This is a genomic window from Citrobacter sp. Cf125 (assembly GCF_030333935.1).
GTDB lineage: Bacteria > Pseudomonadota > Gammaproteobacteria > Enterobacterales > Enterobacteriaceae > Citrobacter > Citrobacter freundii.
On sequence record NZ_JAOWEY010000025.1, the window covers coordinates 920647 to 942765 of the forward strand.

At 52.5% G+C, this 22119-nt stretch carries 18 protein-coding genes; 8 read left to right on the forward strand and 10 right to left on the reverse strand.

Annotation, left to right across the window (positions count from 1 at the left end; all coding sequences use genetic code 11):
- Window positions 1–167: 167 nt before the first annotated feature.
- The gene (locus OGV89_RS21050) at window positions 168–707 is read left to right on the forward strand and encodes a glycine zipper 2TM domain-containing protein (RefSeq protein ID WP_003030814.1); all 540 of its coding nucleotides are present in this window, start codon (window positions 168–170) and stop codon (window positions 705–707) included.
- Between the two features lie 57 nt (window positions 708–764).
- Here OGV89_RS21050 and OGV89_RS21055 read toward each other — a convergent pair whose 3' ends face one another.
- Together OGV89_RS21055 and comR are read right to left on the reverse strand one after the other, a co-directional pair.
- Window positions 765–2945 carry a TonB-dependent siderophore receptor gene (locus OGV89_RS21055; protein WP_275183417.1) on the reverse strand — a complete coding sequence of 727 codons (2181 nt, stop codon included), beginning with the start codon at window positions 2943–2945 and terminating at the stop codon, window positions 765–767.
- Window positions 2946–3200: 255 nt separating this feature from the next.
- A complete protein-coding gene (gene comR, locus OGV89_RS21060) occupies window positions 3201–3836 on the reverse strand; it encodes a TetR family copper-responsive transcriptional repressor ComR (RefSeq protein ID WP_003030812.1) in 636 nt (211 codons plus the stop codon).
- Window positions 3837–4079: 243 nt separating this feature from the next.
- On the opposite strand from comR, the gene bhsA reads away from it, so the two are divergent.
- Entirely contained in the window at window positions 4080–4337 is a 258-nt protein-coding gene (bhsA, locus tag OGV89_RS21065; protein ID WP_003030810.1) for a multiple stress resistance protein BhsA, read from the forward strand.
- An 86-nt stretch (window positions 4338–4423) separates the two neighbouring features.
- Here bhsA and ldtC read toward each other — a convergent pair whose 3' ends face one another.
- From ldtC to OGV89_RS21080, 3 genes are all read right to left on the reverse strand, one after another.
- Window positions 4424–5389: a L,D-transpeptidase LdtC gene (ldtC, locus tag OGV89_RS21070; RefSeq protein ID WP_003841853.1), complete on the reverse strand. Its 966-nt coding sequence runs from the start codon at window positions 5387–5389 to the stop codon at window positions 4424–4426.
- Window positions 5390–5538: 149 nt separating this feature from the next.
- On the reverse strand, window positions 5539–8985 hold the full coding sequence (gene mfd / locus OGV89_RS21075) for a transcription-repair coupling factor (RefSeq protein ID WP_286559251.1): 3447 nt from the start codon (window positions 8983–8985) through the stop codon (window positions 5539–5541).
- Window positions 8986–9103: 118 nt separating this feature from the next.
- Window positions 9104–10168 (reverse strand): acyltransferase family protein, encoded by a 1065-nt coding sequence (locus OGV89_RS21080; RefSeq protein ID WP_286559253.1) that lies wholly within the window; start codon window positions 10166–10168, stop codon window positions 9104–9106.
- Window positions 10169–10429: 261 nt separating this feature from the next.
- Here OGV89_RS21080 and lolC point away from each other — a divergent pair, with 261 nt between their 5' ends.
- The 5 genes from lolC to cobB all read left to right on the forward strand — a co-directional run bounded on the left by lolC (window position 10430) and on the right by cobB (window position 15405).
- The gene (lolC, locus tag OGV89_RS21085; protein WP_199985229.1) at window positions 10430–11629 is read left to right on the forward strand and encodes a lipoprotein-releasing ABC transporter permease subunit LolC; all 1200 of its coding nucleotides are present in this window, start codon (window positions 10430–10432) and stop codon (window positions 11627–11629) included.
- Complete coding sequence (gene lolD, locus OGV89_RS21090; protein ID WP_003030805.1) at window positions 11622–12323, forward strand: lipoprotein-releasing ABC transporter ATP-binding protein LolD; 702 nt, start codon at window positions 11622–11624, stop codon at window positions 12321–12323. Before lolC ends, lolD begins: the two co-directional genes overlap by 8 nt.
- Window positions 12323–13567, forward strand: a complete 1245-nt coding sequence (gene lolE / locus OGV89_RS21095; RefSeq protein ID WP_284884728.1) for a lipoprotein-releasing ABC transporter permease subunit LolE — start codon at window positions 12323–12325, stop codon at window positions 13565–13567. The genes lolD and lolE overlap by 1 nt, the downstream gene beginning before the upstream one ends.
- An 89-nt stretch (window positions 13568–13656) precedes the next feature.
- Complete coding sequence (gene nagK, locus OGV89_RS21100) at window positions 13657–14568, forward strand: N-acetylglucosamine kinase (protein ID WP_003030802.1); 912 nt, start codon at window positions 13657–13659, stop codon at window positions 14566–14568.
- A gap of 15 nt (window positions 14569–14583) precedes the next feature.
- The gene (gene cobB / locus OGV89_RS21105) at window positions 14584–15405 is read left to right on the forward strand and encodes a Sir2 family NAD+-dependent deacetylase (RefSeq protein ID WP_003030799.1); all 822 of its coding nucleotides are present in this window, start codon (window positions 14584–14586) and stop codon (window positions 15403–15405) included.
- 99 nt (window positions 15406–15504) lie between these two features.
- Here the strand turns inward: cobB and potD are convergent, their stop codons facing one another.
- The 4 genes from potD to potA are packed head-to-tail and all read right to left on the reverse strand — an operon-like array spanning window position 15505 to window position 19332.
- On the reverse strand, window positions 15505–16551 hold the full coding sequence (potD, locus tag OGV89_RS21110; protein ID WP_003030797.1) for a spermidine/putrescine ABC transporter substrate-binding protein PotD: 1047 nt from the start codon (window positions 16549–16551) through the stop codon (window positions 15505–15507).
- Between the two features lie 27 nt (window positions 16552–16578).
- A complete protein-coding gene (potC, locus tag OGV89_RS21115) occupies window positions 16579–17358 on the reverse strand; it encodes a spermidine/putrescine ABC transporter permease PotC (RefSeq protein WP_003030794.1) in 780 nt (259 codons plus the stop codon).
- Entirely contained in the window at window positions 17355–18212 is an 858-nt protein-coding gene (gene potB, locus OGV89_RS21120; protein WP_003030793.1) for a spermidine/putrescine ABC transporter permease PotB, read from the reverse strand. Before potB ends, potC begins: the two co-directional genes overlap by 4 nt.
- Complete coding sequence (potA, locus tag OGV89_RS21125) at window positions 18196–19332, reverse strand: spermidine/putrescine ABC transporter ATP-binding protein PotA (protein WP_003030791.1); 1137 nt, start codon at window positions 19330–19332, stop codon at window positions 18196–18198. Before potA ends, potB begins: the two co-directional genes overlap by 17 nt.
- Window positions 19333–19582: 250 nt before the next feature.
- On the opposite strand from potA, the gene pepT reads away from it, so the two are divergent.
- Window positions 19583–20809 carry a peptidase T gene (pepT, locus tag OGV89_RS21130; protein WP_032936142.1) on the forward strand — a complete coding sequence of 409 codons (1227 nt, stop codon included), beginning with the start codon at window positions 19583–19585 and terminating at the stop codon, window positions 20807–20809.
- A 102-nt stretch (window positions 20810–20911) separates the two neighbouring features.
- Here pepT and roxA read toward each other — a convergent pair whose 3' ends face one another.
- Window positions 20912–22033 carry a [50S ribosomal protein L16]-arginine 3-hydroxylase gene (roxA, locus tag OGV89_RS21135; protein WP_003030786.1) on the reverse strand — a complete coding sequence of 374 codons (1122 nt, stop codon included), beginning with the start codon at window positions 22031–22033 and terminating at the stop codon, window positions 20912–20914.
- Between the last annotated feature and the right edge of the window lie 86 nt (window positions 22034–22119).

Here is a 22119-nt window from a genome sequence, read left to right on the forward strand (position 1 = left end):
ATCGACTTGTGGCGCCGGATGATTTTACGCATCCGGCGCCTTCCTTCAGAGTTCTCCGAATCATCCTGCGTTCATGCCTCATCCTGCTATTTTCATCCGTAATCTGATTGGCATTCCTTACCTTTTGTTGCAAAGTTGTTGCTAATAGCAAAAAAGGAGGAAGTCCCGTGAATAAATCAATGTTGGCGGGTATAGGGATTGGCGTAGCTGCTGCGCTGGGTGTTGCAGCAGTGGCCAGTCTGAACGTTTTCGAGCGTGGCCCACAGTATGCGCAAGTTGTCTCTGCAACACCGATTAAAGAGTCGGTAAAAACACCGCGTCAGGAGTGCCGGAACGTAACTGTCACGCACCGTAAGCCGGTACAAGATGAAAACCGTATTGCGGGTTCCGTATTGGGTGCGGTTGCGGGTGGCGTTATTGGCCACCAGTTTGGCGGCGGACGTGGTAAAGATATTGCCACCGTGGCCGGGGCTTTAGGCGGCGGCTATGCAGGTAATCAGATTCAGGGTTCGATGCAGGAAAACGATACTTACACCACCACGCAGCAGCGTTGTAAAACGGTGTATGACAAATCTGAAAAGATGCTGGGCTACGACGTGACGTACAAAATTGGCGATCAGCAGGGGAAAATCCGTATGGATAAGGACCCCGGCGCGCAAATTCCGTTGGATAACAACGGACAGTTGGTACTGAATAACAAAGCGTAAAATAGCATTATCCTGAACATTAGCCCCCCATTCGCTCAGGCTGGGGGGCTTTTTTTATCAGAAGGTTAAGGCATAGTTCAGACCAAAGGTGCGGCCCCGGCCCTTGTACTCATACAGTGACGGACTGCCGTAGGTTGGGCTGTACAGCAGTGGCGCACGTTGTCCCCACAGCGTGGTGTACTCTTCATTCAGCAGGTTTTCCACGCTAAAGGTCAGCTTACCCAACGGGAGCTGATAGCTGCCGATAAAGTCCATGGTGTTATAGCCATCCAGCTTATTGCCGCTGGCGTCGGTCAGATCAAATGTTTGCTGGCTCTGTACGCGTAAGGTCCACGGTTCTGGTGCCCAGCCGACCCACGCGGTTGCTTTCGACGGTGAGGCCAGAGTCACATCCCATTTTTGCCATTTACCGTTCTGTTTCACTTCCGATTTAATGACATTGAAGTTGCCGCCCAGGCTCCAGTCCGTATCCGCAATGAAATAATCCACCGCGCCTTCAAGGCCATAAATGCGGCGATCGTCGGATTGAACGTTAATGGTCATATCGCTGCGGTTGATAACGATCGATTTATCCGAAGTCGAGTAGTAAGCGGCCAGTTGCGTGCGCAGACTATCGCCGGTGTAGCGCCATCCCAGTTCGTACGAGTTAACTTTAATCCCTTCCAGACGTGAATCCGCCACGTTGACGCTGCGCTGGAGCTGGTAATGATCGCCAACCAGCGAATAGGTGCCGTTACCGTAATATTTCCCTGGATCCGGAAGCTCCACGCCCTGAGAGAAATTAAACCACGTTTGCTGACGGTCAGTCAGATGGGCGAGGATACCGGCGTTGAACAGGAAATTATCGTAATCGGTTTTGCCGCCCGGAATGGTATCGGCAGAGTTCGCAAGCCCGGTCGCGATTCCCTGCTGTTGAGCATAGCCAACGAAATCATCAACCCTGTTTTCGGTCCATTGATAGCGCACGCCGCCGCTGAGGGTAAAGATGTCGTTAATGTCATAGCTGTTTTGCAGGAAAGGCGCGAAGTTGGTGATGCTGTAACCGGGGTAACGCCCGGTGGTATAAGCGGTGCGGTTATCCATGCCGCCGGAGGGCAGGGACCAGGCCAGATCGAAGAATTTCTGATTGGAATCGAAGGTCTCGTGATCGGCATCGATACCCCACGTCAACTCCCAGTTATCCATCAACTGGCTGTTGAGGGTAATTTTGGCGCCAAACTGGTCTGTGTCCTGCTGTGATGCGGAGAAACTGGTGACCTTACCTTTGCTGAGCGTCGGGAAAGGATAGAATTTCAGCGATTCGTCGCGGTAATAGATTTGGCTGACCAGGTTCTGGCCGAAAAAATCCGCATCTGAATATTGCAGGCTGATCAGATGACGTTCGGTGCCGGGAATACGATCGGAATTCAGTCCGCTGCTGGTATAAGCTTTACCGTTTCCGGTCACGGCGGACATGTTCTCGCCGAGATCCAGTCCGTAATCATCATCCCCCTGGCTCTTGTAATACTGTGTAACCAGTTGCAACTGACGGTTGTCGTCAAGTTCAATCGTCCCGGTGCCCATCACGTCCAGACGATCGGAGTGCTGTAGCCCGGTTTGGGTGTTATCCAGTAGCAGGGCATCGTGATTACCGTCATACCAACCGCCAAATCGTTGATACGCGACTGACATACGCCCGGAAGCGCGATCTGTTCCTCCACTCACCGCCGCGGCAACGCGTTCATCATGATCGTTACTGTTGTTGAAGCCGCTTTTGCTCCCCAGTTCGAGTTCTACTTCACGCTCCGGCTGGCCTTTTTTGGTGACGATGTTGATTAATCCGCCGGTACTGCCACCGCCATAAAGTGAGGTTGCGCCTGAAATGACTTCAATGTGCGCAATGTTAAACGGGTCAATGGAGTCAAGTTGACGGCTGTCGGTTCGTGAGGAGTTCAGACGGACACCGTCAATGAGCACGACAATGGCGCGACCACGCATGTTCATGCCGTAGTTTGTGCGCCCCTGGCTACTGACATCGATTCCTGGGATTAACTGAGCAAGAACATCCTTGAACTCTTTCCCCCCCTGAACCTGTTGTTCAATCTCGCTTCCTTCAATAACCCAGGTCGTTTGCGCCATTTCTGCCACGGTGCGTTGGCTACGGTTGGCGCTGACGATGAGGTTCTCTTCCTCAGCCGCAATGGCCGGGAGGGTTAAAGACAACAGGAGAGGATTGAGCACCCAGAGACGCTTATTCATTTGTATTCCTTTTAAAAAGAGTCGATCTGTTTTTGTTATGGCGGTAGAGAAACCGATGGTTACATTGTGAAACAGGTATTAAAACAAATGCGAATATTGCTGATAACAATTGTCGTTATCAATACCTTTTACAAAAAATGATCGGATAACACGATGAAAACAATGAGAAATGTAGGGGCAATGGAACGGGAATCTAACCGGGGGCTTTATCAGCTCCCGGGGGTGTTAGTACAGTGGGGGAATTGCGGGAAAGGGTTAAGCTTTGACGAGTTCGGGCCACAGCCGCAGGGTGGTACGTGCGATCTGCATCAGTTTTTCAAACGTTGCACCTTCACGGGCGCTGATCGACATACCTTGTAAAATACAGTTCAGGTATTCAGCCAGTTTTTGCACGTCACAGTAGGCGGGGATTTCACCTCGTTGCTGACGCTGATGAAGAAACTGAGTAAGCGTCTGTTCCTGCATTGCATGGCGGGATTTCACCGTGTGCGCAATATCACGGGAAGAGGCTGCCAGCGTCGCAGAAGTGTTAATCATGAAACATCCCGCCGGGGTGTCCTTGCTGGTAAAGCAGGTCGCTATGGCGGTGAAATAGTCTTCCAGTGCGGACTCAAGGCTTTTTTCTTCACAAAACAGTTGGGCTTCGTGTTTCGCCGCAAAGCGGGTGATGTAGCGGTCCAGTACGGCACGGAACAACCCTTCTTTATTGGTGAACTCCGCATACAGCGTGGGCGCTTTTGCGCCGGTAGCTTCTACGAGATCGGCGAGCGAGGTCGCTTCATATCCGTGCTGCCAGAAGAGTGTCATGGCCTTATCAAGCGCGGCTTCCCTGTCGAACACTTTTGGTCGGCCACGGCTTTTTTTTGCACAACCTGTCGTTTCAGTTGTCATGGCGCCGATGTACCTTTGTTGGGTTTATTGAACAACCATTATAAAAATATTCGACTGCACACTCCAGCGGATTCACGATAAAAATAAAATATAGCTATTGGTATGAAAAATAAGACCTTTATATTTTATATAACGATCATTATAAAAAATTATTGACGTGTGACCTGGATCACATCTATGATTTACCTATCGATCGTTAAGTTAATCTTTTCGACACTCATTCATCTGCTAAAGGTCACTATCATGAAAAACGTAAAAACCCTGTTTGTTGCTGCTGTTCTTAGCTCACTGTCATTTGCAAGCTTCGCCGCTGTTGAAGTTCAGTCCACACCTGCGGGTCAAGAGAAAGTCGGTACTATTTCTGCGAATGCGGGGACTAACTTAGGTTCACTGGAAGACCAACTGGCGCAGAAAGCCGATGAGATGGGTGCGAAGTCTTTCCGTATTACTTCCGTTACCGGTCCTAACACCCTTCATGGGACTGCTGTTATCTACAAATAAGATTTAACCCATCGCAATGCCACTGCGAGTTAAATAAAAAACCCCCGCGGAATAAAATCCAGCGGGGGTTTTTTAATACGCTAAGTTTACAGCGGTTGTTGAGCAACGTCGTGATGACGGGTCACATCGACCGGCATGCCTGAGCGAATCTCCATCGCATGATCCATGACGGCGGTATCTGTTTGCGCCGCATTTTTAAATGTCTGCATGGACGCGTTCAGCACGATTGGCAACAGTTGCGGGTCGTCATTGATTTTTTCGGACAGCGGCTGATGCACTTCTACTAACCGCACGCCGTTAGGCTCAACGGATGCTTTGATCGGCGTATTGATAATATTGACCTTAGTTCCGGGCGTTACCTGACGGAACAGGGTTTCGATATCACCGTCGCGCAGACGAATACAGCCGGAACTGACGCGCATGCCGATGCCAAAGTCAGCATTGGTGCCGTGCAGCAGATAAACGCCGCCGTATGCCGCTAAGCGAATTGCATGATGGCCCATCGGGTTATCCGGACCGGCAGGTACAACGGCAGGCAGGTCAATTCCGTTTGCTTTGTATCGCGCGCGGATATTTGCCGTCGGCGTCCAGGTGGGGTTGGCGCGTTTATCAGAAATGGTGGTTACCATCGTAGGCGTCAGCGTGTCACCACCTAACTGACCAATACCAATAGGATAAACGGTCACCGAATTGGTCCCCGGCTGGTAATAATAAAGACGCAGTTCGGCGAGGTTGATAACAATACCTTCGCGCGGGGCGTCAGGTAGCAGAGTTTGTAATGGAATAGTCAGCACGCTGCCCGGACGTGGTACGTAAGGATCAACGCCGGGGTTGGCCTGCAGCAGCGCTAAAAAGCCGACATTATATTTTTTCGCAATCGCCTCCAGAGAACCGCCATTATCTTCAACAACGTGAACGGTATTCTGGCCCACCAGACGGCTTCCCGGCGGTGGCAGCGGCCAGGTGTTTGCCTGAGCCGGAAGTGCTAACGCGAAGGTCGCTGCCAGCGTAAAAAACGCGAGCCAGCGAGAGAGTCGTTTATTGTTTAACATCACCATAAATCCATTGTTTTTACGTGGTTTTTATTATGTAAAAGTAAACGAGAATTATGGCGTTTTGCTGTGTCTGGAAGTGCAGGGAAGTGCAAAGAGTTTGTAAATTCATCAGGCCGGGTGAGTGGTGTGCTCACCCGGCCTGTTCACTATGCTACGGCGTTTTCTTCAAGCTGACGCATAAACTGGCGGACCCAGTCGATCCGCGTTTTACGCTCGCCCAGATCCTGCATAAATTTCAGTCGGGTTGGGCCGTCCAGACGGAAGTGTTGCGGTTGTTTTTGCAGTAAACCAATCAGCCAGACCGGGTTGACGTGGTTTTTCTCGGCAAATTCAATGGTACCGCCTTTGTCATGACCTTCGAGCTTTCTGATCCCCAGTTTCTGCGCCTGCTGGCGTAAACGAGCGATATCCAGCAACGTACGGGCCGGGTCGGGCAGCAGGCCAAAACGATCTATCAGCTCGACCTTAATCTCTTCCAGTTCGTTTTCGCCTTTCGCGCTGGCAATGCGCTTGTAGAACGATAGTCGGGTGTTAACATCCGGTATATAGTCATCCGGCAGCAGAGACGGCATACGCAATTCAACTTCGGTTTGCTGGCTGGTGAGATCTTCCAGTGACGGTTCGCGTCCCTCTTTGAGCGCATCGACAGCATTTTCCAGCAGCTCCATATACAACGAGAAGCCGATGCTTTCCATGGAACCACTTTGATCTTCACCCAGCAGTTCCCCGGCGCCGCGAATTTCAAGGTCGTGGGTCGCCAGCGCAAATCCTGCACCCAAATCTTCCAGCGAAGCGATGGCTTCCAGACGCTTTTGCGCGTCGGTGGTCATTGCTTTTGGGTGCGGCGTCAGCAGCCAGGCGTACGCCTGATGGTGTGAGCGTCCCACACGACCGCGTAGCTGGTGCAATTGCGCTAAACCAAAGTGATCGGCACGTTCGATGATAATGGTGTTGGCGGTCGGAATGTCGATCCCGGTTTCGATAATGGTGGTACACACCAGCACGTTAAAACGCTGATGGTGGAAATCGTTCATCACGCGTTCCAGCTCGCGCTCGCGCATTTGCCCGTGGCCGATACCAATACGCGCTTCCGGCACCAGTTCTGCTAATCTGTCAGCGGTTTTCTGGATATTTTCGACGTCGTTAAACAGATAATAAACTTGTCCCCCGCGCAGAACTTCACGCAGGATCGCCTCGCGTACCACCAGGCTGTCGTATTCGCGCACGAAGGTTTTGACCGCCAGACGACGAGCAGGCGGCGTGGCGATGATCGACAGATCGCGCATGCCGCTCATCGCCATATTGAGCGTACGCGGAATAGGCGTTGCCGTCAGGGTCAGAATATCGACATCCGCACGCATCGCCTTGATGCGTTCTTTGTGGCGAACGCCGAAACGGTGCTCTTCATCGACAATCAGCAGACCCAGATCTTTTAACTTCACATCCGCTTGCAGCAGTTTGTGCGTGCCGATGAGAATATCAATTTTCCCCTCGGCAACCTGTTCCAGAATCTGCGCTTGCTCTTTGGCGCTACGGAAACGGGACAACATCTCAATGCGTACCGGCCAGTTGGCAAAACGATCGCGGAAGTTGTCGAAGTGCTGCTGTGCGAGCAGGGTAGTCGGATCCAGCACGGCAACCTGTTTGTGGTTCTCTACGGCAAGGAAAGCGGCGCGCATCGCGACTTCGGTTTTACCAAAACCGACGTCACCGCACACCAGGCGGTCCATGGCCAGCGGTTGACACATATCGCTGAGTACAGCGTTGATCGCCTGCGCCTGGTCAGGCGTGGTTTCAAACGGGAAGCTGTCGCAAAACAGCTGATACTGTTCACGGTCATGCTTAAAGGCAAAGCCTTCTTTCGCCGCGCGCTGGGCATAAATATCCAGCAGCTCTGCCGCGACATCGCGCACCTTCTCAGCGGCTTTCTGTCGGGCGCGTGACCAGGCATCGCCGCCCAGTTTATGCAGCGGTGCATTCTCTTCTGCACCGCCTGCATAGCGGCTGATCAGATGCAGTGACGACACCGGCACGTACAGTTTGGCATCGTTGGCATAGGTGAGCATCAGATATTCACCGGTGATACCGCCCGCTTCCAGCGTGGTCATCCCGGCATAGCGACCCACGCCGTGTTCCAGATGCACTACCGGCTGACCGGGATGCAGCTCTGCAAGGTTACGAATTAATGTATCCGGGTTGATGGTGCGACGCGAATCCTGGCGGCGACGCGCCACGCGTTCCCCAAGCAGATCGCTTTCACAAATCAGTGCCAGATTGCGTTTGCTATCGATGAAGCCGTGCTCAGCTGCGCCAATCATCAGATAACGACCGTTATCTACGGCTTCATCGAGTCGCAATATCCGCTTCGGTGCCACTTTGATACGAGCGAGCAACTCGCCAAGCGCTTCACGTCGGCCTTCACTTTCGACCGAGAAAATCACCGGGCCGGTAAAGCCCTCAAGGAATTTACGTAACGCATCTAACGGTGATTTTTGCTGTGCCTGCACGGCGATGTCCGGCAGCTTCTGGAACCCGAGGTTGGTATTCGCAGCTTTGTTCGCCAGACTCTCGGTTTTCAGTTGAACGCGCGGCCAGCGTTTAAGTTCAGAAAACAGCTCATCAACCCGCAGCCACAGCGATTCCGGCGGCAGAAGCGGGCGCATCGGATCAACACCGCGATTTTCAAAGCGTGACAGGGTATCGGCCTGGAAGCGTTCTGCGCTGGTCTCGATATCACCGGTATTGACCAATAACGTATTGGCGGGGAAGTAGCTGAACAGCGGCGGCAGCGGCTCGCTGAAAAACAGCGGTTGCCAGTATTCAATACCCGCAGGTAACGTGCCTTTGCTGACCTGCTGATAAATATGTTCGGCGTCGCGTTTAACCTCAAAGGTATCGCGCCACTGACTACGGAATAGCTCGATGGCCGTTTTGTCAGTCGGGAATTCGTGCGCGGGAAGCAAATTAATGGCATCGACTTCTTCCAGCGTGCGCTGGGTGTCGGTATCAAACAGACGCAGGCTGTCGATTTCGTCATCAAAGAAATCCAGACGATAAGGCAACTCGCTGCCCATCGGGAACAGATCCAACAACGCGCCGCGCGTGGCGTATTCGCCGTGTTCCATGACCTGATCAACATGGCGATAGCCAGCGCTATCCAGCTGTTCGCGCAGGGCGTCGCGCGAAAGCCGCTGACCTTTTTTCATGACCAGCGCATGCCCGTGCAGATAGCTGTGCGGACAGACACGCTGCATCAGAGTATTTACCGGAACGATCAGCACGCCTCGCTGCATGGCAGGCAGTTGATACAGCGTAGAGAGACGCGAAGAGATAATCTCCTGATGGGGAGAAAAACTGTCATAGGGCAGCGTTTCCCAGTCGGCCAGGTTCATCACCATCTGGTCGGTAAACTGACGAATTTCATCATGCAGGCGCAAAGCATTTTGCATGTCCGGCGCGATCAGCACCACTGGACCGGCGTGATGTTCGGCGATTTCGGCGACCAGCGTTGCGCAGGCGGCACCGGTAAGCTCACCCAACTGGCGCTGATCGCCAGCTTTCGCTGGGAGCGTGTAACGATGTTGTTCAGGCATTCGGTTGTCAGGTTCTCGTTTAGATATACATCTGATAAGCAATGTTCTTTATTATCCGTGATCGTTTCTCATAAGCAAATTGATTCGCCCCCTGATGGGGGCAAAAAGCGCGTTGGGGTTAGCGCGAAACGACCGATAAAGAAGGCGGGGAAAAGAGCAGGTCGGCCACTGTTTTTTGTGAAATTTTACGCACCAACAGGCCAAACAAGGTGCACAGCAGCAGGCAGGCGAATGGATACACCAGCAGCAGGGCCAGCTCTGCATATGCAGGCCAGGCGGCATGATTAATGTTTGGGATTAGCGTTAAGCTGAACAGCTCAACCAGAATACGGTGGGTGGTGTAGATGGCGATGGTATTGGCACCAATTACGCTTAACGGGCCGGGCTCACGCATACCAAAGCGCAGCTCAAATTGATAAAACAGCTTCATGATCAGCACAATGGAAAGAAGAGAAAGTAATAGTGAGACATTTGCCAGCCACGCGACGATGGCGGCGATTGCGCTAACCAGAACAATGAGCGCATGGCGGCGCAGGGGCACCTCCTTAATCCATACCATCAGCGTTGCGCCAAACCATGCACCGAGGCTGTACCAGGGCAGATTGCGAATCACGCTGTTCATTCCCCACCACGGCGTCGGGACAAAGTTGATCGTCACGCTCAGCGCCACAAATAACGCCAACAGCGGCACCGCCCAGCGGCTGAAAATTTTACACAGAACAAAATAGACAATCAGTGCGTACAGATACCACAAGCTGGTACTGGCGGTCAGCATCCCGTGGGTAAAACCTGCGATCGAACCAGCATAAGCGGCGTTGGCAGCATGGCTCAGATCGCGCTGTGGGGCCAGCCAGTTATTGAGCGCCACTAACGCCAGCCATTGCACCACACCCCAGAGAATCAGCACCCAGGCAATACTCCAGATCCGTTTATCCACGCAGGTGGTCCACGGGACGCTATCAATGTAGCGACGGATCAGATATCCCGAAATAAAGAAAAAGACCGGCATGCGAAACGGCGCCAGGTACAAATTGAGGTAAATCCAGCATTTGCTCAGCAGCTCTGAAAGCGGATGCTGAAAAGTAGTGAGGTGCGGGTAAAATGTGATTACCGAGTGGTAAATCACCACCAGGCAAATACATAACCCTTTGATTTGATTAATCCATAGTTCTTTTTTATTCATCGAGACGGCGTATCCATATTGTTGGTTATAGTCTGCCATCCTGCGCAACCCGCTGTGCGCTGTAATGCGTAACTGTCTGCATTTTGATTTTTTAAGATAAAGATCAGGGACCGGGATGGAAGGGAAGAGGGACAGCTTTAGCGAATTGATTTATTTATACTTTTAGGAATAGTGCTGACGAACACTTACGGTTCAGTCATTTACCCATTCCGCTTTCGCTTATATACTCGTGACTTTGCTAACAGCAACCAGACGGATTTCATGTACCAACCTGTCGCTCTATTCATCGGCCTGCGTTATATGCGTGGGCGTGCAGCAGATCGCTTCGGTCGCTTCGTTTCCTGGCTCTCCACCATTGGCATTACCCTCGGGGTGATGGCGCTGGTCACGGTGTTGTCGGTGATGAACGGTTTTGAGCGCGAGCTGCAAAACAATATTCTTGGCCTGATGCCTCAGGCCGTCCTCTCGTCTGAACAGGGTTCCCTCAATCCGCAACAACTGCCGGAAAAAGCGGTGGTGTTGAACGGCGTCAACCGAGTTGCACCCATAACTACGGGAGATGTGGTGCTGCAAAGCGCGCGTAGCGTGGCGGTCGGCGTGATGCTCGGTATCGATCCGGCGCAAAAAGATCCGTTAACGCCGTATCTGGTCAATGTGAAGCAAACAGATCTGCTACCGGGTAAGTATAATGTCATCCTCGGCGAGCAGCTTGCCGGGCAGTTGGGCGTGAACCGTGGCGATCAAATTCGCGTGATGGTGCCTTCGGCCAGCCAGTTTACGCCGATGGGACGTTTGCCGAGCCAGCGTCTGTTTACGGTGATTGGCACCTTCGCCGCCAACAGCGAAGTAGACGGCTACCAGATGCTAACCAACATTCAGGATGCTTCCCGCCTGATGCGCTATCCGGTGGGCAATATTACCGGCTGGCGTCTGTGGCTGAACGAACCGTTAAAAGTTGATACGCTGAGCCAGCAAACGCTGCCGCAGGGCACCAAATGGCAGGACTGGCGCGAGCGCAAAGGGGAACTGTTCCAGGCCGTGCGCATGGAGAAGAACATGATGGGGCTACTGCTTAGCCTGATCGTGGCTGTGGCGGCTTTTAATATTATTACCTCGCTGGGTCTGATGGTAATGGAGAAGCAAGGAGAAGTGGCGATTCTACAAACGCAGGGGCTAACGCCGCGGCAGATAATGATGGTGTTTATGGTTCAGGGGGCCAGTGCCGGGATTATCGGCGCGCTGCTTGGCGCGGTGCTGGGCGCATTGCTCGCCAGCCAACTGAACAATTTGATGCCAATTATTGGTGTGCTGCTGGATGGTGCGGCGCTGCCGGTCGCTATCGAGCCGCTGCAGGTTATCGTCATTGCGCTGGTGGCGATGGCCATCGCGTTGCTGTCTACGCTTTATCCTTCCTGGCGCGCTGCCGCCACTCAACCCGCTGAGGCTTTACGTTATGAATAAGATCCTGTTGCAATGCGACAACCTGTGCAAACGCTATCAGGAAGGCACTGTGCAGACCGATGTCCTGCACGATGTCAGTTTTAGCGTCGGCGAAGGTGAGATGATGGCGATTGTCGGCAGCTCTGGCTCCGGCAAGAGTACGCTGCTGCATCTGTTAGGCGGGTTGGATACCCCGACTTCCGGCGACGTGATTTTTAGCGGTCAGCCAATGAGCAAGCTCTCGTCGGCGGCGAAAGCGGAACTGCGTAATCAGAAGCTGGGCTTTATTTACCAGTTCCACCATTTACTGCCGGACTTTACTGCGCTGGAAAACGTAGCGATGCCGCTGCTGATAGGCAAGAAAAAACCGGCTGAAATAACCGAGCGCGCACGGGATATGCTGAAAGCCGTAGGACTGGATCATCGTGCCAGTCATCGCCCGTCTGAACTGTCTGGCGGCGAACGCCAGCGTGTGGCCATCGCTCGTGCGCTGGTGAATAACCCGCGTCTGGTCTTGGCGGATGAGCCAACGGGTAACCTGGATGCGCGTAACGCGGACAGCATTTTCGAGCTTCTGGGCGAGCTGAACCGTTCTCAGGGCACGGCATTTCTGGTGGTGACGCACGATCTGCAACTGGCGAAGCGGATGAGCCGCCAGCTGGAGATGCGCGATGGTCGCCTGACGGCAGAACTGAGCCTGATGGGAGCTGAGTAATGGCTTCGCCTTTATCGTTATTGATTGGTCTGCGCTTTAGCCGTGGTCGGCGGCGCGGCGGTATGGTTTCGCTGATATCTGTGATTTCCACCGTTGGCATCGCGTTGGGTGTGGCGGTGTTGATCGTTGGTTTAAGTGCCATGAACGGATTTGAGCGTGAGCTGAACAACCGTATTCTGGCCGTAGTCCCACACGGAGAGATTGAAGCCGTAAATCAGCCGTGGAATAACTGGCAGGAAGCGCTCGACAAAGTACAAAAAGTGTCGGGTATTGTCGCCGCGGCGCCTTATATCAACTTTACCGGACTGGTAGAGAGCGGGGCGAACTTACGCGCGGTGCAGGTGAAGGGCGTTGACCCGAAACAGGAACAGCGTTTAAGCGCACTGCCATCCTTCGTGCAAAACCATGCCTGGGATAATTTTAAAGCCGGTGAACAACAAATCATCATTGGTAAGGGTATTGCCGATGCGCTGAAGGTGAAGCAGGGCGACTGGGTGTCGATTATGATCCCTAACGCCAGCGCGGATCATAAATTACAGCAGCCTAAACGCGTGCGTTTGCACGTAACGGGAATTTTGCAGCTGAGCGGTCAGCTCGATCACAGCTTTGCCATGATCCCAATGGAAGATGCGCAGCAATATCTGGATATGGGAACCAGCGTTTCCGGCATTGCGCTGAAGGTTAACGACGTGTTTAACGCCAATAAGCTGGTGCGGGACGCGGGTGAAGTCACCAATAACTATGTTTATATTAAGAGCTGGATCGGTACTTACGGCTATATGTATCGCGATATCCAGATGATTCGCGCCATTATGTATCTGGCGATGGTGCTGGTGATTGGTGTGGCCTGCTTTAATATCGTTTCCACGTTAGTGATGGCGGTAAAAGACAAAAGCGGCGATATTGCGGTATTAAGAACCCTCGGGGCGAAAGATGGGTTGATCCGTGCCATTTTTGTCTGGTACGGCCTGCTGGCGGGTCTGTTCGGTAGCCTGATAGGCGTCGTCATCGGGGTGGTTGTCTCGTTGCAACTGACGCCGATCATCAACGGAATCGAGGCGCTTATCGGTCATCAGTTCCTGTCCGGCGATATCTATTTCATTGACTTCCTGCCATCGGAATTACACTGGCTGGATGTGATTTACGTGCTGGTGACAGCACTTGTGCTGAGTCTTTTGGCAAGTTGGTATCCGGCGCGTCGCGCCAGCAATATTGATCCTGCGAGAGTACTTAGCGGCCAATAACAACAATAATACACGACAGCATTCATGCTGCATCAAGGCGTAGCCAACGCAGAGGCATCTTGAAGGATGACGTGTATCAAGGAGCGGTGATGTATTACGGATTTGACATCGGCGGGACCAAAATTGCGCTGGGCGTGTTTGATAAGCAACGTCGTCTGCAATGGGAAACTCGCGTCCCTACACCTCGCGACAGCTACGACGCTTTCCTTGATGCGGTCTGCAATCTGGTGACGGAAGCTGACCAGCGTTTTGGTATCAAAGGTTCGGTCGGTATCGGGATTCCTGGCATGCCGGAAACGGAAGACGGCACGTTGTACGCGGCCAACGTTCCTGCCGCCAGTGGCAAACCGCTCCGCGCCGATCTTAGCGCTCGCCTTGACCGCGATGTGCGTCTGGATAACGATGCGAACTGTTTTGCTCTCTCCGAAGCCTGGGATGACGAGTTTACCCAATATCCGCTGGTGATGGGGTTGATCCTCGGTACGGGCGTTGGCGGCGGCCTGGTGCTTAACGGGAAATCCATCACCGGACGCAGCTATATCACCGGCGAGTTTGGTCATATTCGTTTGCCGGTTGATGCGCTGACGCTGATGGGCTTTGATTTCCCGCTGCGCCGCTGCGGATGCGGCCAACTGGGATGCATCGAAAGCTATCTTTCCGGCGGTGGATTTGCGTGGTTGTATCAGCATTACTACCATCAACCGCTGGATGCTCGTGAAATTATCGCGTTGTGGGAGCAGGGCGATGAACATGCGCGTGCACACGTTGAACGCTATCTGGATTTGCTGGCGGTGTGTCTTGGGAATATCCTGACTATCGTCGATCCTGATTTGGTGGTGATTGGCGGAGGCTTGTCGAATTTTACCGCTATTACGACGCAACTGACGGACCGACTGCCACGTCATCTGTTGCCAGTTGCCCGGGTACCGCGTATTGAGCAGGCACGGCACGGTGATGCCGGCGGGATGCGCGGGGCTGCTTTCCTACATCTTACCGATTAATACAAAGAGGTTGTTATGCTGTCGCGTCGGGGTCATCGGTTAAGCCGCTTTCGTAAAAATAAACGCCATTTGCGCGATCGCCTGCGTCAACGAATCTTTTTCAGAGACAGAGTGGTGCCTGAATTGATGGAAAAACCAAGAGTGCTGGTACTGACGGGAGCGGGAATCTCCGCTGAGTCAGGAATTCGAACCTTCCGCGCGGCGGATGGTCTCTGGGAAGAACATCGGGTTGAGGACGTTGCGACTCCGGAAGGATTTAGTCGAAACCCGGAACTGGTTCAGTCGTTTTATAACGCCCGTCGCCATCAATTGCAACAGCCAGAAATCCAGCCCAACGCGGCGCATATCGCACTGGCAAAACTCGAAGCCGAACTGGGCGACCGTTTTTTACTGGTGACGCAGAACATTGATAACCTGCATGAGCGTGCGGGCAGCCAGAACGTTATCCATATGCACGGCGAACTGCTCAAGGTTCGCTGCTCGCAAAGCGGGCAGATTCTGGAATGGAAGGACGATGTGACCCCGGAAGATAAATGTCACTGCTGTCAATTTCCGGCACCGCTGCGACCACACGTGGTGTGGTTTGGTGAAATGCCGCTGGGCATGGATGAAATTTACATGGCGCTGGCAATGGCGGATGTATTCATTGCGATTGGCACATCGGGACATGTTTATCCGGCTGCGGGTTTTGTGCATGAGGCGCGACTGCATGGGGCACATACGGTAGAACTAAATCTCGAACCGAGCCAGGTTGGCAGCGAGTTTGAAGAGAAGTATTACGGTCCGGCAAGCCAGGTGGTGCCAGAGTTTGTTGAGAAGTTATTGAAAGGTCTGTGAACACGGATGGCGTAGGCCCGATAAGCGCAGCGCCATCGGGCAGTGATGATGCGCCGGATGCGACGCTGGCGCGTCTTATCCGGCCTAAGAGGAGGGCAATTAGCGTCCTGCTTTCAGCTTCTGATAATACTCTTCATAGATAGCGCTGGCGGAACCGACGTCGTTCTGCCATTCCCCTTTGTTGATGGTTTCTGCGTCAGGGTACAGGGTTTTATCATTTGCGACTTCAGGGCTTAACAGCTTACGTGCTGCCAGGTTTGGCGTCGGATAACCAATAGTTTCCGCAACTTCTTTCGCCACGTCCGGGCGCAGCAGGAAGTTAATCAGCTTCAGCGCACCTTCTTTGTTTTTCGCGTTAGCCGGAATAGACAGGCTATCCATCCAGAAAATGCCACCTTCTTTAGGCCATACCACTTCCAGTGGTGTACCTGCCTGACGCGCAACATACGCGGAGCCATTCCATACCATCCCCAGATTGACTTCACCTTCCATATACGGGTTGGCCGGGTTGTCAGAGTTAAACGCCGCGACGTTAGGCATCAGCTTCTTCAGTTCGTTATAGGCGGCTTCAATCTCTTTCGGGTCGGTGGTATTGCCGGAGTATCCCAGCTTGCGCAGCGCCATCTGGAACACTTCACGCGCATCATCCGTTAACAGCAGACTGCCTTTGTACTCCGGTTTCCATAGATCGGCCCAACTGGTGACGGTTTTCGGATCGATAGCATCGCTGTTTACGCCAATGGCCGTCGCACCCCAGATATACGGGATGGAGTAGTCATTGTTCGGGTCAAACGGCTTGTTGAGCATTTCCGGATCGAGGTTGTGGAAGTTGGTCAACGTCGACTTGTCGATCTTCTGGATCATGCCTTCTTTACGCATTTTATCGACGTAATAGGTGGACGGAACCACCAGATCATATGCGCCGTCTTTATAGGTTTTGAGCTTGGCGTACATGGTTTCGTTCGACTCGTAGGTCGAATAGATAACCTTAATGCCGGTCTCTTTGGTGAACTGTTCCAGCAGCCCTGGCGGGACATACTCGGTCCAGTTATAGAAATAGAGCGTGTTGTTGTCATTCGCGTGAGCGGCGCTCATGCCCAGTGCCAGAGCACCCGCCGCGAGCAGGTGGCGTGACCATTTTTTCATCATTTAACGTCCCCTGAATTAAGGGCCTCAGCGGCCCTTGGTTTTATCACGTGCAATAAGCTGGCTGGCGATCACCATAACCAGCGACAGAACCAACAAAATGGTCGCCAGCGCGTTCACCTCTGGTGATACACCGACTTTGACCATTGAGTAGATTTTTAATGGCAGAATTTCATAACCCGGTCCGGTAACGAAGGACGAAACGACGACATCATCCATCGACAGCGTAAAGCTCAGCAACCAACCTGCAGCCACCGCAGGCATAGCCAGTGGCAGTATAATCTTGCGCAGAATAGTTACTTCGCTGGCACCCAAATCTTTAGCAGCCTCAAGCATGCGTACATCAAAACCTTTCAGGCGTGAGTAAACTGTCACCACCACAAAAGGCAGACAAAAAGTGATATGTGAGAACAACAGCGACCAGAAACCCAGTTGAATGCCGATCAGCATAAACAGCACCAGCAGAGATATTGCCATCACAATATCTGGCGACATCATCACCACGAACAGCATACCACTGACGAACGGTTTACCGCGAAAACGGTAGCGGTACAGCGCAACCGCAGTGAGTGAGCCGATCAAGGTGGCAAACGTGGCGGATAGCACAGCCATCGTCAGCGAGTGCTGCGCCGCCTGCAACAGGCTGTCGTTATTCATCAGCAGGCCGTACCATTTGGTAGTAAAACCCTGCCAGTTGATGCCGAAGCGCGAGCTGTTAAAGGAGTTCACAATCAGAATGATGATTGGAATATACAGATACGCGTAGATAGCGGTCATAAAACCGCCGCGGAGCAGTCGACCGATCATTCGAGTTCCACCTTCTTGTTCAGCAAGCGCGAGGCACGCCAGTAGATCAGCAGCATCAGACCCATCACGATGGTCAGCGTAATGCTGGTGGCTGCACCAAACGGCCAGTCACGGATGTTCAGGAACTGAACTTTAATCACGTTGCCAATCAGCAGGTTTTTCGCGCCGCCCATTAAGTCGGAAACGTAAAACAGCCCCATTGCGGGCAGCATGACCAGCAGGCATCCGGCGATAATCCCCGGCATCGTCAACGGAATAATGATGCGGGTGAAGGTCTGAAGTTTACTGGCACCTAAATCGCGTGCGGCTTCCAGCAGCGGTTTATCGAGTTTTTCAATGCTGGAATAGAGCGGCATCACCATAAACGGTAGCAGGATGTATACCAGCCCGATAATCACCGCGCTGGGGGTAAACATGATGCGAATGGGTGTATCGATAACCCCGAGCCATAACAGAAACTCGTTGAGATAGCCTTTGGTACTGAGGAAAATTTTGAGTCCGTAGATGCGAATAAGTGAATTGGTCCAGAACGGAACAATCAGCAGGAACAGCAGCAGCGGGCGCACTTTTTCCGGCAGTTTCACCAAAAACCAGGCAAACGGGTAGCCGAGTACCAGACAGGCGAGCGTGGCAATCAGCGCCATATTGAGGGAGTGAACCAGCACCTCAAAATAGAGCGGATCGAGCAGGCGCGTATAGTTCTCCAGCGTAAAGACCATTTTGACGAAATTGGCGTCGTCGCGGGTCAAAAAGCTGGTACCGATGATCATCAGGTTGGGCAGAAAGACAAATAACACAAGCCAACCGACAATGGTGACGATCACCACACTCTGGAATTTACTTGTGTTCTTCATCAGCCAGTACGACCTCCCAGCTTTCTACCCAGTTAATCGCCATTTTCTGGTCGAGAGAGTGGTCAAAGTCAGGATCGTCTTCATTGAAGAATTCGCTGACCATCACCATCTTGCCATTTTCCAGTTCCACAACCGACTCCAGCGTCATGCCTTTGTAGTTGCGTTCGCGCACGTAGCCGATCAGGCCTTCAATATGATTATCATCGTTGATTTCATCTACGCGCAAATCTTCAGGACGTAACAGGACGTGCAGCTTTTGTCCGGGAACCACCGCGAAGTTGACATAAATATTGCACTCGCGACCTTCAACGTTAGCACGAACACGCTGTTCATCCAGACGTTCAATCACCGTGGCGTTAAACATATTGATCTCGCCGATAAACCCGGCGACGAACAGATTCTTGGGCTCTTCGTAGATTTCGCGCGGCGTACCGTCCTGCTCAATCTTACCATCGCGCATCACCACGATGCGGTCGGACATAGTCAGCGCTTCTTCCTGATCGTGTGTGACAAAGACAAAAGTGATACCAAGCTTACGCTGCAGCGCTTTCAGTTCATTCTGCATCTGCTTACGCAGTTTGTAGTCCAGCGCAGAGAGGGATTCATCTAACAAGAGTAAGCGGGGTTTGTTGACCACAGCTCGGGCAATCGCTACGCGCTGCTGCTGGCCGCCGGAAAGTTGATGCGGTTTTCGCTGGGCGAACTCTTCCAGTTGCACCATGCGCAGGGCTTCGGTAACGCGGGGAGAAATGTCGGCTGCGGGCGTTTTTTGCATGCGTAAACCAAAGGCCACATTCTCAAATACGGTCATGTGGGGGAATAACGCATAGCTTTGGAAGACGGTATTCACGTAGCGGTTTTCCGCTGGAACGTGAGTAATGTCCTCGTTGTCCAACATAATATGACCGGAATCAACCGTTTCCAGACCGGCAATCAGGCGAAGAACGGTTGTTTTACCGCAGCCAGAGGGGCCAAGCAGCGTAAGAAACTCGCCATTATTGATGGTCAAATCCAGGCTGGAAATCACCTCTTTGCCATCGAAACTTTTGCGAATTCCCGCTAATTGCACCAGTGGAGAAAGCGAACGCGGTTGTTTATTCAATTTTTTACTCTGTCCCATGTAAACGCAACGGATGGCTGACCGATGCGGGGTTTGTGGTTAACCACCTTGATGACTCTTAATGAGGGCCGTTATTCTACGGCAAACCATTGTAATCGCCAATCCTTGTTGCGAATTACTGGCTTAGCCCTATAGTCAGAGGGGATGTCAGGGCGAAATATTCTCACTTGCGGGGATAAAAGTGACCTGACGCAATATTTGTCTTTTGTTGCTTATTGATAATGTTGTCACAAAAAGTGAGGGTGACTGCATGGATAAACTACTTGAGCGTTTTTTACACTACGTGTCGCTGGACACCCAATCAAAATCGGGCGTGCGGCAGGTACCCAGCACCGAAGGACAGTGGAAATTATTACAACTGCTCAAACAACAGCTCGAAGAGATGGGGCTGGTTAATATTTCACTGAGCGAAAAAGGCACGCTGATGGCAACGTTACCCGCTAACGTTGCTGGCAATATTCCTGCGATCGGCTTTATTTCCCATGTGGATACCTCACCGGATTTCAGTGGTAAAAATGTCAATCCGCAAATTGTTGAAAACTATCGCGGTGGCGATATTGCGTTAGGCATTGGTGATGAAGTTTTATCGCCAGTGATGTTCCCGGTGCTGCATCAACTTCTGGGTCAGACGCTGATCACTACAGATGGTAAAACGTTGCTGGGCGCGGATGATAAAGCAGGCGTGGCGGAAATCATGACCGCACTGGCTGTGCTTATCCAAAAAGATATTCCGCACGGTGATATCCGCGTGGCCTTTACACCGGACGAAGAGGTGGGTAAAGGGGCGAAGCATTTTGACGTTGCGACATTCGATGCGCAGTGGGCCTATACCGTTGACGGTGGTGGCGTAGGTGAGTTGGAGTTTGAAAACTTCAACGCCGCGTCGGTTAATATTAAAATTGTTGGCAACAATGTGCATCCCGGCACCGCAAAAGGGGTGATGGTGAATGCGCTGTCGCTGGCGGCGCGTATTCATGCAGAGGTTCCGGCAGATGAAAGCCCGGAAAAGACGGAAGGCTACGAAGGCTTTTATCATCTGGCGAGCATGAAAGGGACGGTCGATCGGGCGGATATGCACTACATTATTCGTGATTTTGACCGTAAGCAGTTTGAAGCGCGTAAACGCAAGATCATGGATATCGCCAAGAAGGTCGGTAAAGGGTTACACCCCGACTGCTATATCGAACTGGTGATTGAAGACAGTTACTACAATATGCGCGAAAAAGTGATTGAGCATCCGCACGTACTGGATATCGCCCAGCAGGCGATGCGCGATTGCGATATTGAGCCGGTGCTAAAACCGATCCGTGGCGGCACTGACGGCGCGCAGCTGTCGTTTATGGGATTACCGTGTCCGAATCTGTTCACCGGCGGCTATAACTATCATGGTAAACATGAGTTTGTAACCCTGGAAGGAATGGAAAAAGCGGTACAAGTGATTGTGCGTATTGCTGAACTGGCCGCGCAACAAAAATAAAGTATGTGTAGTTGCCGGATGGCGCTTCGCTTATCCGGCCTACATTATTACACTCCAGTAGGCCTGATAAGACGCGTAGCGTCGCATCAGGCACACTTCGCATTACCCTTCGAAGAACCAGTACCCGCTGTTGACCAGCGCGGCAAGCATGGCAAGGAAAGAAGGATCTTCCAGCGCATCCTCAAAGTTCTCAGCCGTCAACACAATATGACTGGCCAGCGCTTCCAGGGCAGGACGATGCGGTGAATCAATTTTCTCACCGTTAGCGTAGACGTCGTCGCCAATACGCAATACACGCAATCCGCCCAGACGCACTAACACATCACCTTGCTTCAGGGCATCGTAAATTTCGTCTGGCTGATACGGTGGCTCCGGCGGGGCAATATCCAGTTCATGACGAGACTGAGAAATAAACTCGCCAAACCACTGCTGGAAATGTTCTGGTTGATTAATCAGCCCGAGCATCATTTCGCGCAGCTTATCCATCTCCTGCGGCAGAACGTCGGCCGGATGATCGCGCGGCGGCAGGTCCGGATCGCTGTAATAGGTGCTACCCAGTTCGCGTTGCAAAACGTAATCGGCGAACCCGCTGATCAGCTCGCGAGTGTTTGGCGCACGGAAACCGACCGAATAGTTCATCGCGTTTTCCAGCGCATAACCTTCGTGCGGGAATCCCGGTGGAATGTACAGGATATCGCCGGGTTCCAGCTCTTCATCGATAATAGCTTCGAACGGGTCGACCTGAAGGAGATCCGGGTGAGGGCAGTGTTGTTTCAACTGCAGTTTTTCACCTACGCGCCAGCGACGACGACCTGTTCCCTGAATGATAAATACATCGTACTGATCCAGGTGCGGGCCAACGCCGCCGCCGGGGACAGAGAAAGAAATCATTAGGTCGTCGATGCGCCAGTCCGGTAATTCACGGAACGGGCGCATCAGCGCGGCAGTTGGCTCGTGCCAGTGGTTGACCGCCTGCACCAGCAAAGACCAGTTGTTCTCGCCAAGATGGTCGTAGCTTTCGAAGGGACCGTGGCTAACCTGCCATTTTCCGTCCTGGTGGCTGACGAGTCGGCTGTCGACTTCGCTTTCCATTGCCAGTCCAGCCAGTTCGTCAGGAGAGAGAGGGTCAATAAAATTGTTAAACCCGCGTTTTAAGACCACCGGGCGTTTCTGCCAGTGGCGTTCAAGAAAATCGGGCCAGTTAAGTGTGAGTTGGTATTCCATAATGAGCATCCCGCAGGCTGGTATCTGCAACCGATTATAACGGATACTTAACCTCAAGCGTGAAGTCAGTACATATTTATTACATG

Excerpts from the sequence above, each read along its gene's own strand:
- OGV89_RS21055 (WP_275183417.1), bottom strand. The coding sequence starts at position 2,945 with ATGAATAAGCGTCTCTGGGTGCTCAATCCTCTCCTGTTGTCTTTAACC.
- comR (WP_003030812.1), bottom strand. The coding sequence starts at position 3,836 with ATGACAACTGAAACGACAGGTTGTGCAAAAAAAAGCCGTGGCCGACCA.
- bhsA (WP_003030810.1), top strand. The coding sequence starts at position 4,080 with ATGAAAAACGTAAAAACCCTGTTTGTTGCTGCTGTTCTTAGCTCACTG.
- ldtC (WP_003841853.1), bottom strand. The coding sequence starts at position 5,389 with ATGTTAAACAATAAACGACTCTCTCGCTGGCTCGCGTTTTTTACGCTG.
- mfd (WP_286559251.1), bottom strand. The coding sequence starts at position 8,985 with ATGCCTGAACAACATCGTTACACGCTCCCAGCGAAAGCTGGCGATCAG.
- OGV89_RS21080 (WP_286559253.1), bottom strand. The coding sequence starts at position 10,168 with ATGAATAAAAAAGAACTATGGATTAATCAAATCAAAGGGTTATGTATT.
- lolC (WP_199985229.1), top strand. The coding sequence starts at position 10,430 with ATGTACCAACCTGTCGCTCTATTCATCGGCCTGCGTTATATGCGTGGG.
- lolD (WP_003030805.1), top strand. The coding sequence starts at position 11,622 with ATGAATAAGATCCTGTTGCAATGCGACAACCTGTGCAAACGCTATCAG.
- lolE (WP_284884728.1), top strand. The coding sequence starts at position 12,323 with ATGGCTTCGCCTTTATCGTTATTGATTGGTCTGCGCTTTAGCCGTGGT.
- nagK (WP_003030802.1), top strand. The coding sequence starts at position 13,657 with ATGTATTACGGATTTGACATCGGCGGGACCAAAATTGCGCTGGGCGTG.
- cobB (WP_003030799.1), top strand. The coding sequence starts at position 14,584 with ATGCTGTCGCGTCGGGGTCATCGGTTAAGCCGCTTTCGTAAAAATAAA.
- potD (WP_003030797.1), bottom strand. The coding sequence starts at position 16,551 with ATGAAAAAATGGTCACGCCACCTGCTCGCGGCGGGTGCTCTGGCACTG.
- potC (WP_003030794.1), bottom strand. The coding sequence starts at position 17,358 with ATGATCGGTCGACTGCTCCGCGGCGGTTTTATGACCGCTATCTACGCG.
- potB (WP_003030793.1), bottom strand. The coding sequence starts at position 18,212 with ATGAAGAACACAAGTAAATTCCAGAGTGTGGTGATCGTCACCATTGTC.
- potA (WP_003030791.1), bottom strand. The coding sequence starts at position 19,332 with ATGGGACAGAGTAAAAAATTGAATAAACAACCGCGTTCGCTTTCTCCA.
- pepT (WP_032936142.1), top strand. The coding sequence starts at position 19,583 with ATGGATAAACTACTTGAGCGTTTTTTACACTACGTGTCGCTGGACACC.
- roxA (WP_003030786.1), bottom strand. The coding sequence starts at position 22,033 with ATGGAATACCAACTCACACTTAACTGGCCCGATTTTCTTGAACGCCAC.